At 35.0% G+C, this 16,643-nt stretch carries 16 protein-coding genes; 13 read left to right on the plus strand and 3 right to left on the minus strand.

Annotation, left to right across the window (positions count from 1 at the left end):
• Positions 1-37 precede the first annotated feature (37 nt).
• Both UtA1_RS17070 and UtA1_RS05875 read right to left on the minus strand, forming a co-directional pair.
• Positions 38-190, minus strand: coding sequence for a hypothetical protein (locus tag UtA1_RS17070; protein WP_172597833.1), 153 nt, complete (start codon positions 188-190; stop codon positions 38-40).
• A gap of 55 nt (positions 191-245) precedes the next feature.
• Positions 246-515, minus strand: a complete 270-nt coding sequence (locus tag UtA1_RS05875) for a hypothetical protein (RefSeq protein WP_126434432.1) — start codon at positions 513-515, stop codon at positions 246-248.
• A gap of 357 nt (positions 516-872) precedes the next feature.
• Between UtA1_RS05875 and UtA1_RS05880 the strand changes: the two genes are divergently transcribed.
• The 9 genes from UtA1_RS05880 (at position 873) to UtA1_RS05915 (ending at position 10,463) form a co-directional block, all read left to right on the plus strand.
• On the plus strand, positions 873-1,727 hold the full coding sequence (locus UtA1_RS05880; protein WP_096550349.1) for a flagellin N-terminal helical domain-containing protein: 855 nt from the start codon (positions 873-875) through the stop codon (positions 1,725-1,727).
• A gap of 477 nt (positions 1,728-2,204) precedes the next feature.
• Positions 2,205-3,149, plus strand: a complete 945-nt coding sequence (locus tag UtA1_RS05885; protein ID WP_096550350.1) for a nuclease-related domain-containing protein — start codon at positions 2,205-2,207, stop codon at positions 3,147-3,149.
• 27 nt (positions 3,150-3,176) lie between these two features.
• Positions 3,177-3,536, plus strand: coding sequence for a hypothetical protein (locus UtA1_RS05890; RefSeq protein ID WP_145986154.1), 360 nt, complete (start codon positions 3,177-3,179; stop codon positions 3,534-3,536).
• A gap of 16 nt (positions 3,537-3,552) precedes the next feature.
• The gene (locus UtA1_RS17075) at positions 3,553-3,729 is read left to right on the plus strand and encodes a hypothetical protein (RefSeq protein ID WP_172597834.1); all 177 of its coding nucleotides are present in this window, start codon (positions 3,553-3,555) and stop codon (positions 3,727-3,729) included.
• Entirely contained in the window at positions 3,726-3,914 is a 189-nt protein-coding gene (locus UtA1_RS05895; protein ID WP_126434434.1) for a hypothetical protein, read from the plus strand. The genes UtA1_RS17075 and UtA1_RS05895 overlap by 4 nt, the downstream gene beginning before the upstream one ends.
• Positions 3,869-4,129 carry a hypothetical protein gene (locus UtA1_RS05900; RefSeq protein WP_126434436.1) on the plus strand — a complete coding sequence of 87 codons (261 nt, stop codon included), beginning with the start codon at positions 3,869-3,871 and terminating at the stop codon, positions 4,127-4,129. Before UtA1_RS05895 ends, UtA1_RS05900 begins: the two co-directional genes overlap by 46 nt.
• Positions 4,130-4,351: 222 nt before the next feature.
• Positions 4,352-5,623: a nucleotide sugar dehydrogenase gene (locus UtA1_RS05905; RefSeq protein WP_096550352.1), complete on the plus strand. Its 1,272-nt coding sequence runs from the start codon at positions 4,352-4,354 to the stop codon at positions 5,621-5,623.
• Positions 5,624-5,861: 238 nt separating this feature from the next.
• On the plus strand, positions 5,862-6,581 hold the full coding sequence (locus UtA1_RS05910; protein ID WP_096550354.1) for a WecB/TagA/CpsF family glycosyltransferase: 720 nt from the start codon (positions 5,862-5,864) through the stop codon (positions 6,579-6,581).
• 666 nt (positions 6,582-7,247) lie between these two features.
• The gene (locus tag UtA1_RS05915; protein ID WP_096550355.1) at positions 7,248-10,463 is read left to right on the plus strand and encodes an S-layer homology domain-containing protein; all 3,216 of its coding nucleotides are present in this window, start codon (positions 7,248-7,250) and stop codon (positions 10,461-10,463) included.
• Between the two features lie 162 nt (positions 10,464-10,625).
• On the opposite strand, the gene UtA1_RS05920 is transcribed toward UtA1_RS05915, so the two are convergent.
• Positions 10,626-11,900, minus strand: a complete 1,275-nt coding sequence (locus tag UtA1_RS05920; protein WP_096550356.1) for an ISL3 family transposase — start codon at positions 11,898-11,900, stop codon at positions 10,626-10,628.
• 483 nt (positions 11,901-12,383) lie between these two features.
• Here UtA1_RS05920 and UtA1_RS05925 point away from each other — a divergent pair, with 483 nt between their 5' ends.
• The 4 genes from UtA1_RS05925 to UtA1_RS05940 all read left to right on the plus strand — a co-directional run bounded on the left by UtA1_RS05925 (position 12,384) and on the right by UtA1_RS05940 (position 16,641).
• On the plus strand, positions 12,384-12,878 hold the full coding sequence (locus UtA1_RS05925; protein ID WP_096550357.1) for a tetratricopeptide repeat protein: 495 nt from the start codon (positions 12,384-12,386) through the stop codon (positions 12,876-12,878).
• Positions 12,879-12,894: 16 nt separating this feature from the next.
• Entirely contained in the window at positions 12,895-14,457 is a 1,563-nt protein-coding gene (locus UtA1_RS05930) for an O-antigen ligase family protein (protein WP_096550358.1), read from the plus strand.
• Between the two features lie 116 nt (positions 14,458-14,573).
• Complete coding sequence (locus UtA1_RS05935) at positions 14,574-15,362, plus strand: ABC transporter permease (RefSeq protein ID WP_096550359.1); 789 nt, start codon at positions 14,574-14,576, stop codon at positions 15,360-15,362.
• A gap of 13 nt (positions 15,363-15,375) precedes the next feature.
• Entirely contained in the window at positions 15,376-16,641 is a 1,266-nt protein-coding gene (locus UtA1_RS05940; protein ID WP_096550360.1) for an ABC transporter ATP-binding protein, read from the plus strand.
• Positions 16,642-16,643 lie beyond the last annotated feature (2 nt).

Here is a 16,643-nt window from a genome sequence, read left to right on the forward strand (position 1 = left end):
TGCACAAGAGGAAGTGGTAAATGCACAAGTAGGGGAATTATCCACACGAGCAGGGTCTATCTGCACAAGCGGAAGTAGTAAACGCACGAGCAGGGTAACTATCTGCACGAGTGGAAGTAGTAAACGCACGAGCAGGGTTATTATATGCACAAGCGAAAGAGTTATCTGCACGTGTAAGATTGCCATCCACACAAGTGAAACATCCAAATGCACAAGAGGAAGTAGTAAACGAACAAGCAGGGGAATTATCCACACGAGCAGGGGCTATCTGCACAAGCGGAAGCAGTAAACGCACGAGTAGGGTTATTATATGCACAAGCGAAAGAGTTATCTGCACATGTAAGATTGCCATCCACACAAGTGAAACATCCAAATGCACAAGCGGAAGTAGTAAATGCACGAGTTGGGTAACTATCTGCACAAGCGGAAGTGGTAAATGCACAAGCAGGGGAATTATCAACACAAGCAAAAAGCATATCTGCACAAGAAGAAATGTTATCTACACAATCAGACATCCCCCTGCACGGAAGAAACTGTACATAATCCCAATAAATTCCCTCAGCCAGAACCACATCGGCTTACTGCGCATCTACTAAAACGCTACCTAATATTACGAGATAAAGAAATAAAGTACACTCACTGCAATCCCTGAACCAATAATTCCAAACAAGCAATCTTCGAAAGAAAGTTTCATATCTTTCATGACAAATCCCTCCTTGGGAGCCAGCATATCCCAATAAACCAATTATTAAACCTAATTTCAACCAATTTATTCAATGAATAATAAAATTATTAATTCTCTCATAAAAATTCGTTGAAAAAAACCGATATGAATATTAATAGAACCTTCGCCATAAGAAAGGAGGAATACGATGCTGGGGCAATGGTCGGCTACGGGATTGATGATTTTAAATAATCTTCATCAAAACTGGATGAATGCCAATAAAGCGTTATTACGAATCTCTTCAGGTTATCGCATTAACAGCGCGGCAGATGATCCGGCGGGACTAGCCATTTCAGAAAAAATGCGTGCTCAAATTCGCGGCCTCAACATGGCGAGTAAAAATATACAGGATGGCATCTCCCTCGTTCAAACGGCAGAAGGCGCTCTCAATGAAACTCATGCCATCATACAGCGCATGCGTGAACTAGCAATCGAAGCTGCAAACGACACACTTACTGATGATGATCGAAAGCACCTAGATCTTGAATTCCAACAACTGAAAGAGGAAATTACTAGAATTGCGAAACAAACAGAATTCAACACGCGCCCTCTCTTAAACGGTGACTACGAATCAAATCCATTAAAAATTCAAATAGGTGCGAATGCTGGACAATATATGGAGATCTATATTGGCAATGTAGATAGCACCAGCCTTGGTCTAGATAATCACGACATCACAACTAGAGACGGTGCAGACAAAGCGATTGGTGCATTAGATAAAGCTTTACAACAAGTATCCAGTGAACGCTCTCGGCTTGGCGCTTATCAAAATCGAATGGAACATGCTTATAATAATGTAATGAACACGGCAGAAAACTTAACTGCAGCAGAATCTCGAATACGAGATGCAGATATCGCGAAAGAAATGATGAACTATACTAAAGCAAGCATTCTTGCGATGGCAGCACAACAAGTTCTTGCGCTCCATCTACAACAAGCCCAATCCATTTTAAACTTTTTCCGACAGAAGTCTCCCATCCTCAAGGAATGTGAAGGGCGATAGCCCAATGAGTAGGTGGGAGATGAATGTCGGTTGGCGATAGCCAAATCTTATGATAAACTGAATGTATCATATGTTTCTTGATAAGTGGCTATATGGTGGTTGAGTGGACAAATGAATAGGCGAAAACCAAGCAGATTCCTTCCACTTGTAAAATAGCCAAGGTAGAAATGTCGGATATCTAGGGTTGGGACGACCCGAAGTCACGCTCAGGGAGACGAAAGGTGGCTTTCGTCGCGGAACTGAGAAGCTCCCACTTCAAGCAAAGCTAAGTGGGAGTAGTTCACTGCTACTAAACTCCGGAAAAAAATAACTCACAGGCGGGAAAGAAATGGACGTCTGTGAGTTTTTTTATGGAGTACCAGAGACATTGAAATTTTCATTTTCCCACCAAAAATTCCGCGAAAATAAAAGTTTACAGCAAACTATTCCCCTCTTAATTTCCATTTGCTAATTTAATAGGAAAAAGGAGGGAAATATTTGCTGCTCAAACCATACAAAACAAGTGATTACAAAATCGCATTAGAGTCTCTTCACAAACGTTTAAATCCGGGTCACGAAAAAGCTTTCAAAATCGAAGAAGAATTATCGTTGCAAGAAGCTGGAGAAAACGGAGAAAAACATTTGCTAACCATCCTGACAGAAAATCAATTGCCTAAAAACACCTACATTCTTCATAACATCAGTATTAAATCCATCATCACGATTCAAATCGACATTATACTCATTTCACCAAGCTGGTGCCTTATTTTAGAAGTGAAAAATCTCAATGGAGAACTAACGTTTACAAACAATCCACCTCAACTAATTTGCGTGAAAGAAGATAAAAAGCTATCCTATCGCAGCCCAGAAGCCCAAATCGACCAATATATTTTGGCGTTAACAACATTTTTGGAACAACATCAAATCAAAGTCCCCATTTATGGTGCAATCGTATTGCCGTATAACAATGCAATTATCGATAAACCGCCTTCCAAATACCCGTTATTTATGGGAAGAGGTATTATTCAATACATTTGGTCATTGCCAAAAAAAGAAGTCATTCCTTCAAAACAAGTAGGAGAATTATTAATTCAATATTCAAAAGAACGAATTTGGGACCATTTCCCCCTAACCCAGTATTACAGCATCAACCCACAAGAAATCCGAACTGGAGTAGAATGTCCGAATTGTGGCACTATTCCGATGAAACGACTCAAACGTACATGGCATTGTGAAAAATGTAATACGCGGAGCATGTACGCCCATGAAAAAGCCTTGAGGGATTATTATATGTTGATCAATAAAACGATATCTCCTAGTGAAGCGATGAACTACTTAAGATTAAGAAATCGTTTCGAAGCAACTAGAATATTAAAAGCTAACAGTAAATCCCGAACAGGCAACACAACAGCATGTAAATATGAATTAAGTATAAATGGATAAAATTTGTAAGAGTGTGCAGAGTAATGAATGCACGCTCTTTTTTTGAGAGAGGATTGTATTTACACGAACTGGTATTCTAACTGCACAAGAAAGGGAGCTATTCACACAAGTTGGATGATATCTGCACAAGAGGAAATACTATCCACACAAGTTAAGGAGTTATGTACACGAGTGGAGGTGCTATCCGCACGAGTGGAGGAGTTATCTACACAAGTAGGTGAACTATCCGCACGAGCAGAGAAGTTATCTGCACAAGCGGGGAATCATCCACACAAGTGGGTGTATTATCCGCACGAGCCAACGTACCATCCACACAAGCTAAATTTGCAAATGCACGAGTGTGAACCGTATCCACACGAGCTGGGGTATTATCTACACAATAGGTGAATTATCCGCACGAGTCGTGGAGTTATCTACACAAGTAGGTGAACTATCCGCACGAGCAGAGAAGTTATCTGCACAAGCGGGGAATCATCCACACAAGTGGGTGTATTATCCGCACGAGCCAACGTACTATCTACACAAGCAAGTAATCTATCCGCACGAGCCACAAGCTAAATTTGCAAATGCACGAGTGTGAACCGTATCCGCACGAGCTGGGGTATTATCTACACAATAGGTGAATTATCCGCACGAGTGGAGGAGTTATCTACAAAAGTAGATGAACTATCTGCACGAGCAGAGAAGTTATCTGCACAAGCGGGGAATCATCCACACAAGTGGGTGTATTATCCGCACAAGCCAACGTACTATCTACACAAGTAGGTGAACTATCCGCACGAGCAGAGAAGTTATCTGCACAAGTGGGGAATCATCCACACAAGTGGGGGTATTATCTACACAAGCAAGTAATCTATCCACACAAGCCAAGGTACCATCCACACAAGCAAGTAATCTATCCGCACAAGCCAAGGTACCATCCACACAAGCTGAATTTGCAAATACACGAGTTTAAACCGTACCCACACCAAAAAGAGTAGGTAATGTGAAAATAATTCACAGTTTCACTTAAAAGTTGTATACTTGTAATCGCAGGACAAAATGAAAAACAACACTATCAGACATTCTAAACAAAACGAGTCTCGGAGCATCACTAGTTATTTAAAACGCGCTTAATAATCAAAATTCCCCAAAACAAAAGCGCATCCTTAAAAGAACAGCTCCCTCTCGTTCTTGAAACTCGAAAGGAAGTAACGATTCATATGAACAAAACAATGTGTGTAATCGGACTAGGATACATCGGATTACCAACTGCGGTTACTTTTGCAAATTACGGAGTAAAAGTGCACGGGGTCGATGTAAACCCTGCTGCTGTTCGAAGCATTCAAGAGAAAAAATTACATATCGAAGAACCAGGATTACAAGAACGTCTGAATAAAGCGGTAGATGAAGGGTACTTAACAGCTTCCACAACACCGCAAGAAGCAGATGTTTTCATTGTGGCGGTTCCTTCACCTATTAATGCAGATAAAACAGCAAACCTTGAATATGTACGTGAAGCAACAAAATCAATCGTTCCTTATTTAAGAAAAGGAAATCTTGTTATCTTGGAATCTACTGTTCCGCCAAAAACTGTGGAACGTGTGATGATACCTGAACTCGTTAAATCTGGATTAGATATTGGAACAGAACTATACGTCGCTCACTCTCCAGAACGAGTAATTCCAGGACGCATCTTTGAAGAATTAATCAACAACGGCCGCATCATCGGAGGAATCAATAAAAAATCTGCAGAAATGACAAAAGAACTTTACGAACTATTCGTAAAAGGCCCAATCCATTTAACGGACGCCACAACTGCCGAACTGGTCAAAGTCATGGAAAATACATACCGTGATGTAAACATTGCATTCGCTAATGAATTAGCAAAACTAGCGGAAGAACTTGATGTAAACATTTGGGAAGCCATTCACTATGCGAACTTCCACCCACGTGTAAACATCCACTTCCCAGGACCAGGTGTTGGTGGACATTGCATTGCTGTTGACCCATGGTTTTTAGTTGAACTCGGCGGAGATAAAGCCCAAATGATTCATCTAGCTCGCAACATCAATGACGGCATGCCACTATTCACAGCACAGAAAACACAAAAAATCTTGAATGAAAACAAAATTGCGGGCGGCAAAGTAGCTGTACTGGGTCTTGCATTCAAAGGAAACGTCGACGATATGCGCGAAAGCCCATCATTAGAAGTGATTCATGAACTTCAACAACTAGGCTTAGAAGTCGTTTCGTTCGACCCGCATATTAAAGAAAATAACCATCCAACACAAACACAAAACTTTGAAGAAGCAGTAAATGACGCAGACATTTTATTAGTATTAACAGACCATAAAGAATTTAAAGAATACAACCCATTAACAATCACACCAAAACACAAAATTGTACTCGACACGAAAAACTGCTTAGAATGCGATAAATGGAAAGAAGCAGGCTTCCAATTCCATTTACTTGGCGATTCAAAAAATATATAAGTAGTTTAACTACAATAAAATTGTAAGCGACAGGGTGGTTAATGCTCTGTCGCTTCATCGATTCATTTCGTATAGAACCCCAACAAACAAGGAAGAATACAATTACCCAATTTCTAGATGGTAAAAACTTTGTCATGTTTTTATCATCTTTTTTTAATCTGGGCTTTCTGTACATTCGCAAAATTTTTGGTATGATGGTTAACGGAATGAAACAACAAAATTGAATGGATGAACGAAGATGAAAGAAACCGTATTAGGGATACAAGTTAACACAGAAAACTACGATGAACTAATCGAACAAATATTTCAACGCATTGAACGGAAAGAAAAATCACTCATTGTCGCAATCAACCCTGAAAAAATCATGAAAGCAAAAGAAGATCCTGCATTAAAAAAATTATTAAACGAAGCGGAATTCCAAATCCCTGATGGAATTGGGGTTATTTTAGCTTCCAAAATTCAAAAAGGTCAAATCTCTGAAAGAGTTACAGGTGTCGATTTAATGATGCGGCTTTGCGAAGAAGCGGCAACAAAACAAAAACCGATCTTCTTGTATGGGGGGAAACCAGGTGTAGCAGCATCAGCTGCTGAAAAACTGAAAGCACTATATCCTGGTATTCAAATTGCCGGTATTCAACACGGATATGAAACTGACAATGAAAAAGTGATTGCCAAAATAAATGAAGCAAAACCTGATATTTTATTTGTCGCAATGGGGAGCCCAAAACAGGAAAATTGGATTAATGCAAATCGCGACCAATTATACCCAACAATCTATCAAGGAGTAGGAGGCTCCTTTGACGTGCTTGCAGGGAATGTGAAACGAGCACCAAAAGCTTTCCAAAAAGTTGGACTCGAATGGTTTTATCGTTTAATGATGGAACCGAAACGTATTAAAAGACAAATGGCATTGCCAAAATTTCTTCTTGAAGTTGTACGAAACACAAAACGAAATTAGCAAGATTTCCCTCGATGCGCCAAAATCATGCAATTGAAAATTATTTTGTAATCTTTGTAATATTTTATTGTGTATTTACAGTGAAGGTGTTAAACTGTAAGAAGTAGTAAGATTTCCTCTACGATATAGAGCAATACATTTTCCCTGCAAGGAAAAAACGGTTGGTAGCCCAAAAAGAAGGCCTCAGCATAAAGATGCTGGGGTCTTCTTTTTATATCTATGCGACACGGATGAGATCTTTATTACTGTGAAAAAATTAAAATTAGTGGTCATAAATCTAATATCCAATCAATATATTGATTCGGGGTAAAAGGAATTAACACAATGTAATTAAAAGTAAACAAAATAGTTAACTAACATCCAAAATAATCTAATCATTGTAAAAAATTTAGAGATTACAGTAGTAGTATTGAAAAAATGTAGAAAAATTAAAACATATTTGCTTAATAAGGTTGTTTTTTACAAACGATTTATGTCATAATATAAGAGATTCTTAGTTATCCTTTTTACGAATGTAACAGTCATGTGAAACTAATGGAAATGTTACTAAAAAATGATTGACAAGCCATTCGTATACTACTAAACTTTTATGTGTAATAGTTTATGTTCTCATATTTTGTGAGGATAACTAAAAATATTAATTGAATTAGAGGAGGAAATCTTTCTATGGCTAACCAACCAAAGAAATACAAAAAGTTTGTAGCAACAGCTGCAACAGCTACACTTGTAGCATCTGCTATCGTACCGGTTGCTTCAGCTGCATCATTCACTGATGTTCCTGGCGACCACGAATTCAAACAATATATCGATGAATTAGTAGAAGCTGGTATCATCAAAGGTTATCCAGATGGTACATTCGGTCTTCACAAACAATTAAAACGTAGCGACGTAGTAAAAATGTTAGGTCGTTACTTAGAAGCTAACGGTGTTGAAGTTCCAGCTGACTGGGCAACAGTTCAACGCTTCAGCGATGTTCCTGTAACAGCTCAAGACCAAGAATTAGTTAAATACGCTGCTCTTGTAAAAGACGCTGGTGTATTCACTGGTTCTAACGGTAAACTTAACTATACACAAAACATCCAACGCCAACAAATGGCTAAAGTTTTAAACAACGCTTACGAAAAAATCAACGGCAAATCTTTAATCGATCTTGCTGCTGAAATCGAAGACGTAAAAGTTGCTGACTTAGATAAAGCATTCGCTGAATTCCGTCCATACATCCAAGCTTTAGCTGATCTTAAAATCACTACAGTTGAAAACTTCCGTCCAGCTGATGCTGTAACTCGCGGTCAATTCGCTAAATTCTTAAGCATCTCTATCAAAGGCGGAAACCCAGCAACTCCAGCTGAAGTTCAAATCGAATCTTTAACAGCTACTGGTGTTAGCCAATTAACAGTGAAATTCAACAAAGCTGTTGACACAGAAGCTGCTAAATTTGCTGTAGCTCGTGGAACAACTGCAATTACTGTTAAAGACGTTGACTGGAATGATGCTAAAACTGAAGCTGTTATCACTGTAGACCACAAATTCGCTGATGCAACTTACACTTTAACAGTTAGCGGACTTGGTGAAAAAGACTTAACTAAATCTGTAACTACTACAAAAGAAGAAGTTACAAAAATTGAATTCTTATCTAACAAATTAGTTCTTACAGGTCGTGAAGCAAAAGACGGAGATCGTGTATATAAACAAGCTGTTATTGCATTTGCTGCATATAACCAATACGGAGAAGACATTACGAAAAACGTAATTGAATCTCGTTATGAAGATCCTAAAGTAAGAGGAATTCGTACTGCTAGCAAAGGTAGCGGCTTAGATACTGAAGTTAAAAATGGTAGAGTTATAACTTGGGTTGAAGAGCGCGAAAAAGAAGGCGAAGAAGGTAGCGTTGAATTCACTTACGAAAACGGTGACTACGAGTTACACGCTTATCAAGATGTTGTTCTTTCTGATATCGCAGAGCCAGGTTCAGTTGAATTATTAGACATTTATAATGCAAGCGGCAAAGCACTTACTACGAAAAATCTAGAAGATGTTGCAAATGATAAAGAAGAATTCTACTTATTATTCAAAGTAAAAGATCAATATGGTGTGGAAATCGATCCTGAATTTGCAAAATCTACTAAATCTCAAGCTTCAACAAATGATACTACAATCCTAGATGAAGTACAACGAGGTCTTCGAGTAAGAGTATCTGACAGAGACATCTTCGAATTAGAAGACGAAGAAAAAATTGAAGTAAAAAACGTAGATGGTAAATACTACTTCGCATTAAAAGTAGCACACCGCGATGCAAAACGTATTGAAGCTGGTGAAAACACTGTTGAAGTTAGAGCAAGAGCAACAGGAGAAGTTACAACAAAAGTTTACAAAGTAGAAGCAAGCTCAGAAGTACACAAAATTGAACTATTAGCTCCATCTGAAGTAGTTGCTGGAGATGAAATCGTAAAACTTCCTGTAATTGCAACTGACATCAATGGTGAAGTTATTAAAAATGCAGCAGAATTAAACAAAAAAATCGGTGACCGTGATAACGGAATTACATTCAAAGCATCTGATAAACGTATTGTTAATGGAGATAAAGGATTCCAATTCGTTGAAGAAAACGGTCAATTATATCTAGAGTTTAAAACTGTATCTAATAAATATAACACTTCTAAACCAAGAGTAGAAGAAGTAGATATTGAGGTAACAGTAGAAAAATACGATCAAGATTCAGAAATCACATTAAAAATCCAACCAGATGCATATGCTGCAAAAATTATTGGTGTTAAAGATAAAGCTGACACATACTTCCACCAAGATGGAAAAGCTGAAATTAAATTAAAAGACTTAATCATTGAAGACCAATATGGACGTATCTTCGATGATAATGCTAAACTTGCAAATGATCCTAACTTCAAAATTGAACTTCTAAATACTGAAAATGGTATTATTCAAGCAAGTGGTACAATTACAAATACATCTGACAAATTAACATTTGAAGTTAAAGCTACTGACCGTGGTAAGAAAGGTAGCGGTACTTTCGAATTACAATTAACTGCTAAAGATTTAACTGAAAGCAATAAAAATGTAACAGATAGAGTTTCTATTACATTCCGTGCAGTAGAAGATGATGACTTCACTTCATACAAAGTTAAGAGCGATGGCTATGTATATGGCAAAACATCTACTGATACTGCAGGAATTGAAGTTTACGGTGTGTTATCAAACGGAGTTGAAGTAGAAATTACAGATATCCCTGGAGCTTTCCAAGTATTACCTGGTGACTACTTAAAACCAAAATACTCTACATCAGCTACTACTTCAGATGTAATTGATGTATATGCTGATGCAGATTCAAAAGCATTAAAAGATGCATTTAATGCTGCTGGTTATCAAAATATCGAAACAGGAGTACGTGTTGTAATCAACGCTACAGGTGAAGAGATTCTTCATAAATTAGTAGTTTCTGAAGCACCTGGTAAAGCTGCTAGCATCAAATTAAAAGACAGCAACTCTATCAGTGAAAAAGATTTAGAAATCTTAGAAGTAAAATTAACAAGCACAAACGCTATCACTGGTGAACAAATTTTAGAAGAACTAGATAAACATGTATTTGAAATTAAAGACCAGTATGGTAAAAAAGTAACTGTAGATGATATTACAAATGGTAGAGTTAAATTTACTCATGATTCTAGCGATGCAACTTACACTGGAAGTGACGTAACTTTAACAATTTCTGATGTATTTACTCAAAATGATAATGTTAAAGTGAAAAATAACGGTCGCCATGATGTAGTAATTGGAGGAACTCCAGCTCTAAGTGTGGGTGACTACTTCACTGTAACTATTAAAGTAGATGGCGTAAGCAAATCTCTACGTGTTAAAGTTATTAAATAATAAACTAATTCAAAAAACCGATCTAGTACTCTAGATCGGTTTTATTAGTTTTAGTGTTCGTGAATATAAACGGTTCTTTGTCAAATGGTGTTGGTGAATAAATTTTAGTGACATTATTTGGTAATATGTAATCGGATGGCTTAGGGGAAATTCGAGATTCCCCTAAGCTGTTTTTATTTTCGCTAAGTTTTGGGTAATGAATATTCGGTTTCTAAAGTGATAGAAGGATCGATAACCGAAAGAAATGCGTTTAATCACTTTGATTTTGTTATGAATCCCCTCTAAAATGCCGTTATTATAATCGTACTTTAGCGTATTCTCGACGTAATTGATGTATTTGTTGATTGTCTTGATGGCGGTTTTCATATAGCTGGAAACGCTGTTCTGTTTATTCGCCAAGGTTTTCTTCAAGAGCTCAAAGTCTTTGGTTTTGATGCAATGTTGCACGTATTGATATAACTCATAGGACGCTTTTAATTCAGAATCTAAATCAATGAGATAGTGGAGAATCTCCACCTCACACATATGCTTTTTAAAGCAACGATGATATGTATAGTTCTTATAATCAAGTTTTGTTTGATCTTTCAGAAGGAGCTTCCAGTATGTTTTCAATTTATTGTAATTCTTTTTATCCCGATTCATGACGTTGATGCGCGTTTTGTTTAAAGCTCTGCTAAATAGTTGGAGGATATGGAATTTGTCGAGTGCGATTTCCGCTTTAGGGAAAACTTCGTGAATTAAGGAAATATAAGGGCTGTACATATCGATGACAATCGTTTTTACCGCATCTCTCACCTTCTTGGAATACCGTAAGAAATACTCTTTGAGGACATGTAATCTCCGGTCCTCCACGATATCCACAATCTCCCCCGTTTCAGAGTCGCAGAAAATAAAGGACATCGCTCCAGCTGCGGATTTCACTGATTTAAACTCATCAAAACACAAATGCTTTGGAAGGTAGTGAACATTTGGTTGATAGTAGCTATAAAAGCTGTCAATGACACGACTGACAGTGGCATGAGAAACATGATGTTTCATCGCAATATCTTTTTCGGATATTTTATCTTTGGCGTTTAAAGCAATTGATTCTTTGGTATTGTTGGAAATACAACTGCTTTTAGCCACGACGCTCGTTTTTAAAGTAAACGTGGAATGACAATGTTTACAGAAATAACGCTGTTTACGCAATTTTAAGTAGGTATGAAAACCTGAAATGCTAGGCATTTTAATGAGAGACGTTTTAAAACCGTGTTTAATGATTTGATCATCGAAGACATGTCCACAAGCATAGCACGCTTTTGGTTGGTAAGTTAATTGGCCATAAAAGACTTTTGATTGGACCCCTTTAATGAGTTCTTCTGCACAAAAATTTTCATCAAATGTGATATTTTTATCTTTAATATTTAATAAATTACGTATAGAATAATGATGAGACATGTGACATCACTCCTTGTAAATGTGGTTTTGGTCGATTACATTTTACCAGAGTTTTGTCACTGTCTCATTTTTTTGTTCAAAAAAATTGGTGCTGGTTTTTACTCACCAACACCAAATATTATAGAGCCATATAAACTAGAACTAATTTTTTTAAAAAGTAAAATGAAAACACTCTGCTGAACTGTATCGCTAAACGGCATTATACAAGGAGTAGAAAATAATTAATAACATGTGTTAATAGTAAAGTATTAAAATTTAATGTATAATAATACTAGAGAAACATCGTTTGTGAGTTTTATATTCACAAAATGAAATGGTTCTCTTTTTTTATTCCTAAAGAATAAAGGTTGAATAAAAACTAATCGTTACTATAAGGATTTAGGTGGCAATAATATGTAAATGATACTAAAGCAATATATAATTAAATAGTGTATAATAATTTAGGTATTAACTGTAATGAAAAATGATAAAAGGAATGAGAATATGAAATTAAGAGAATCTCATAGAAAATACATATTGTTAGGAATGATTGGGTTCATTATCGTTGGTTTAATTACAGCCAATGTAATGGCAAAAAAACAAGATCAAGAGTTTATAAAAAATGAATTATTGTATGATCAGGTGCAACAAATGTATAATAGTGGGAATTATGAAGAAGCTTTGGTTTATATCAATGAATTATTAAAAACTCAACCTAATTCAGAGGCAGTAAACCACATGGGAGGATTAATTACTGCAATCAATAAGGAATACAGTAAGGCTGCAATATTGTTACAAAAAACACTTGATATTAATCCGTATAAAGTAGAAGATCCTATATTTATGCTTCAATTAGGGGAAGTGTTTTATCAAGCAGAGCGTTATGAAGATGCAAAAGTTGTTTTAAATCATTGTAAAGAGATGGGATGGGAACCAGAAGAATTACCAAAATACCAAGAAAAAGTTTCTGAATTGCTTACTTCAATTCAAAATCAATAGTAAGGTAGGTATACATATGACTTTATTTTATGGAGAAGATCGACAAATAAATATATTAGTAGATGAAGAAGAAAATCGAGTATCAAGGGCAAATATAGATAAATGGATATTTAGATTGTTACTTATTTTGATTGGTTTTATGCCTATAATTGTATTGGCTCACGTTAGAGAAGTAATTAGTCCTCAAGTATCCAATATTAGTCTTCTTTTTTCTGGAACAAAAGGCGACATCTTTACTTATTATAAGTTTTTATTAATTTTAATTATTACGATTGTTTCAGCCATTTTATTACTAATCAAATTATTTTTTATGAATGGTACAATTCGAAAAACTGTATTGAATTATATTTTGGGTCTATTTGCAATTTCAATTGTGATTTCAACAATATTTTCACCGAACATATCTATTGCTTTAGCTGGACAATATAACAGAAGTGATGGTGCGATTAGCTGGTTGTGCTATATTGCATTAATGTTTATTGCCATGAATATTAATTACCCAAAAAATGCAGTAAATAAAATTATATATTCACTCTATCCTTTTGTATTTATTAATTTTATTATCATTACAATGAACTTTACAGGTAACGATTTAATGCAAAAGGAATGGGTGAAAAAACTTGTAACTGTATTTTTACCTGAAGGAGCTAATTTAGCTGAAGGCGCACAGTTAGTTGGTACATTAAACCAATGGAACTATATGAGCGGTATGTTTGCTATAATGACAGTAATATTTTTGGCAGCCGCATTAGTTGGTGAAAATTGGTTATATAGTATAATCAATACAGTAGTTGCAGTGTTATCTATTGCTATAATGTTTATGTCAATATCGACTAGTGGATTTGTAACTGTTCTAATTCTATTTTTACCAATAGTTATTATCCTTTTTAGATTAGATAATAAATTAAAAGGTATTATAATACTAACTATATTTTTAGTATTATCAGGAGGAACACTTCATTTCCTATCTAAAGAAAATCCTAAAGTATGGGCTGAATCATTTGGTTTTCTTATAGATAAAAACCCATATGAAGAAGAATCAGCATCACAATCAACTACAAATTTTGAATTGATTAATAGAGTTTACGCATCAGATCGTACCTTCGAATTACCGGAGTTACCAGAGCGTGCAGTAGCAGCTGGTACTGGCCGCGTCTATATTTGGGAAAAAACTTTTGATTTATTAAAAGATCGACTTCTTTTAGGTTATGGCTTAGATTCGTTAATGTATAATTTTCCACATTATAATATTGATGCAAGAGCGGGGTTATTTGATGAAAATCAAATTGTTGATAAACCCCATAATATATTTGTAGGAATTTTATATGGTACAGGTTTAGTTGGATTTATTTCGTTAATTCTAGTATTTGCAACAACCATGATATATTTAATTAAAGCTTTTATCAAAAAAGTTGATATACAATATTTTATACTGGGAATAGCATCGCTGGGTTATTTCGTTCAGGGAATGTTTAATGATTCGCTACCTGGTATATCTGGTGTTGCATGGATAACTATAGGAATATTTGTGGGGCTATTACTTTCAGAAATAAACAAAGAAGAAATCCAAACTTATTAAAATATTCTCTATTTAAGAAAAAGAGTTTATTGAATAAACTCAAGAGTTAAATAAGTTAGAGAAAGTAAAAAAATCACTTACCAAAAAAAATTTAGTTCAGAAAGGTTAATTCGTATATGAATTACATCATAGGTTTAATAAAAGATAGAAATTTAATATTTCAATTGGCAAAAAATGATTTTAAAGTAAAGTATTTGGGTTCGTATTTGGGAATGTTTTGGGCATTTGTAAACCCTGTTATTTTGATACTTACTTATTGGTTCGTTTTTCAAATAGGTTTTAGATTAACACCGGTGGAAAATGTACCATTTGTACTTTGGCTAGTAGCGGGTATTATCCCTTGGTTTTTTATTACAGAATCAATTACAAATGGTACAAACTCCATTATAGATTATAGTTATTTAGTTAAGAAAATTGTATTTAAAGTAAGTTTATTGCCTTTTATTAAAATTCTATCAACACTTTTTATACATATTATCTTTTTGATAGCAGTGATAGTACTTTTTTTAATATATGGTTATGGTATTAATATATACTACATTCAAATTTTTTACTTTTTAGTTGCATCAGTAATTTTAGTTTTTGGTATATCATTAATAACTTCATCTTTAGCAGTTTTTTCTAGGGACGTTGGCCAAATAGTTGGTGTCATATTACAATTTGGTTTTTGGTTAACTCCCATATTTTGGTCGTTTTCAATTGTTCCCGAGAATATACAATTTTGGCTAAAATTGAATCCTGTTTATTATATTGTAGAAGGATATCGTAATACCTTGATTTTTCAGAAATGGTTTTGGGAATATCCAATGCTTTCAATATATTATTGGTTAGTTACAGTATTTATCCTCATAATAGGAATAATAATGTTTAAAAGATTAAAACCGCATTTTTCAGATGTTTTATAAGAAGGGAATTTAAATGACAAATTTAAATAATGTTGCAGTTGAAGTAAAGGATTTAGTAAAAGTTTATAAACTGTATAATAAACCTACCGATAGATTGAAAGAATCCTTAAGTATTACTAGAAAAAAATACCATACTGATTTCTATGCTCTAAATGGTGTGTCATTTTCTTTAAATAAAGGACAAACACTCGGCATAATAGGTAAAAACGGCTCGGGAAAATCCACTTTGCTTAAAATATTAACAGGTGTTTTAACACCGACATCTGGCTATGTAAATGTAAGTGGAAAAATATCTGCATTATTGGAGTTAGGTGCAGGTTTTAACCTTGAATATACCGGTATTGAAAATATATATTTACAAGGAACAATCATGGGTTATTCAAAGCAAAAAATTGAAGATAAGATGAATGAAATATTAAATTTTGCTGATATTGGAGATTATATTTATCAACCGGTTAAGACATATTCTTCAGGAATGTTTGCAAGATTAGCATTTGCTGTAGCAATCAATGTAGAACCTGAAATATTGATTATTGATGAAGCACTTGCTGTGGGGGATATGAAATTCCAGGCCAAATGTTTCAAGAAATTAAATGAATTAAAGGAAAAAGGAGTAACTATATTATTTGTTGGTCACGATGTATCAAGTATTAGAACTTTTTGTGATGTTGCACTATGGCTACACGAAGGAAAAGTTGTTCAATATGGAAATACACTAGATGTTACTGCAGAATACGTTAGATATATGAATGATAATGAAAATATTATAGAAACTACAGAGGAAAGAAAAAGTCAATTAAAAGAAATTGTTACAGAATTTGACCCAATTAATCGATGGGGTTCACATGTGGGGATTATTAAATATGTAGAGTTGTTTAACTCTAAAGGTGAAAAGACGAGTGTTCTTAATCATGGTGAAATAGTTGCTATCAAAATCATCTTTGAAGTCCCAAAAAATATAAATATGAATTATCTGAGTGTAGCTTTTTCTATTAAAAATAAACAAGGAACAGATTTAATGGTAAGTACGACATATGATCATAATTACCATTTTTCGATAAGTGATACGAATCTTGTTGAAGTAATCTTTGAATTCGAAAATTATTTACGAAATGATGATTACATATTGGTTGTTGCAGTTGAAGATCGAGAAAATATTCAACCAGAATATTATGACTATATTGAAGGGGCAAAGTATTTTAAAGTAATTAGCAACAAAAAGATTTTTGGTTTCTTCCATCCGCCAGTTAGCCAAACAATAACCATTATAAAGGAGTAGCA

The organism is Ureibacillus thermosphaericus (assembly GCF_002370195.2).
In the GTDB taxonomy this organism is placed as follows: Bacteria; Bacillota; Bacilli; order Bacillales_A; family Planococcaceae; genus Ureibacillus; species Ureibacillus thermosphaericus.

Bases quoted from the DNA above. Each gene is read 5' to 3' on its own strand.
- UtA1_RS05940 (WP_096550360.1), top strand. From the start codon at position 15,376: ATGACAAATTTAAATAATGTTGCAGTTGAAGTAAAGGATTTAGTAAAA.
- UtA1_RS05930 (WP_096550358.1), top strand. From the start codon at position 12,895: ATGACTTTATTTTATGGAGAAGATCGACAAATAAATATATTAGTAGAT.
- UtA1_RS05915 (WP_096550355.1), top strand. From the start codon at position 7,248: ATGGCTAACCAACCAAAGAAATACAAAAAGTTTGTAGCAACAGCTGCA.
- UtA1_RS05890 (WP_145986154.1), top strand. From the start codon at position 3,177: ATGCACGCTCTTTTTTTGAGAGAGGATTGTATTTACACGAACTGGTAT.
- UtA1_RS05875 (WP_126434432.1), bottom strand. From the start codon at position 515: ATGTCTGATTGTGTAGATAACATTTCTTCTTGTGCAGATATGCTTTTT.
- UtA1_RS05920 (WP_096550356.1), bottom strand. From the start codon at position 11,900: ATGTCTCATCATTATTCTATACGTAATTTATTAAATATTAAAGATAAA.
- UtA1_RS05910 (WP_096550354.1), top strand. From the start codon at position 5,862: ATGAAAGAAACCGTATTAGGGATACAAGTTAACACAGAAAACTACGAT.
- UtA1_RS05905 (WP_096550352.1), top strand. From the start codon at position 4,352: ATGAACAAAACAATGTGTGTAATCGGACTAGGATACATCGGATTACCA.
- UtA1_RS05880 (WP_096550349.1), top strand. From the start codon at position 873: ATGCTGGGGCAATGGTCGGCTACGGGATTGATGATTTTAAATAATCTT.
- UtA1_RS05925 (WP_096550357.1), top strand. From the start codon at position 12,384: ATGAAATTAAGAGAATCTCATAGAAAATACATATTGTTAGGAATGATT.
- UtA1_RS05935 (WP_096550359.1), top strand. From the start codon at position 14,574: ATGAATTACATCATAGGTTTAATAAAAGATAGAAATTTAATATTTCAA.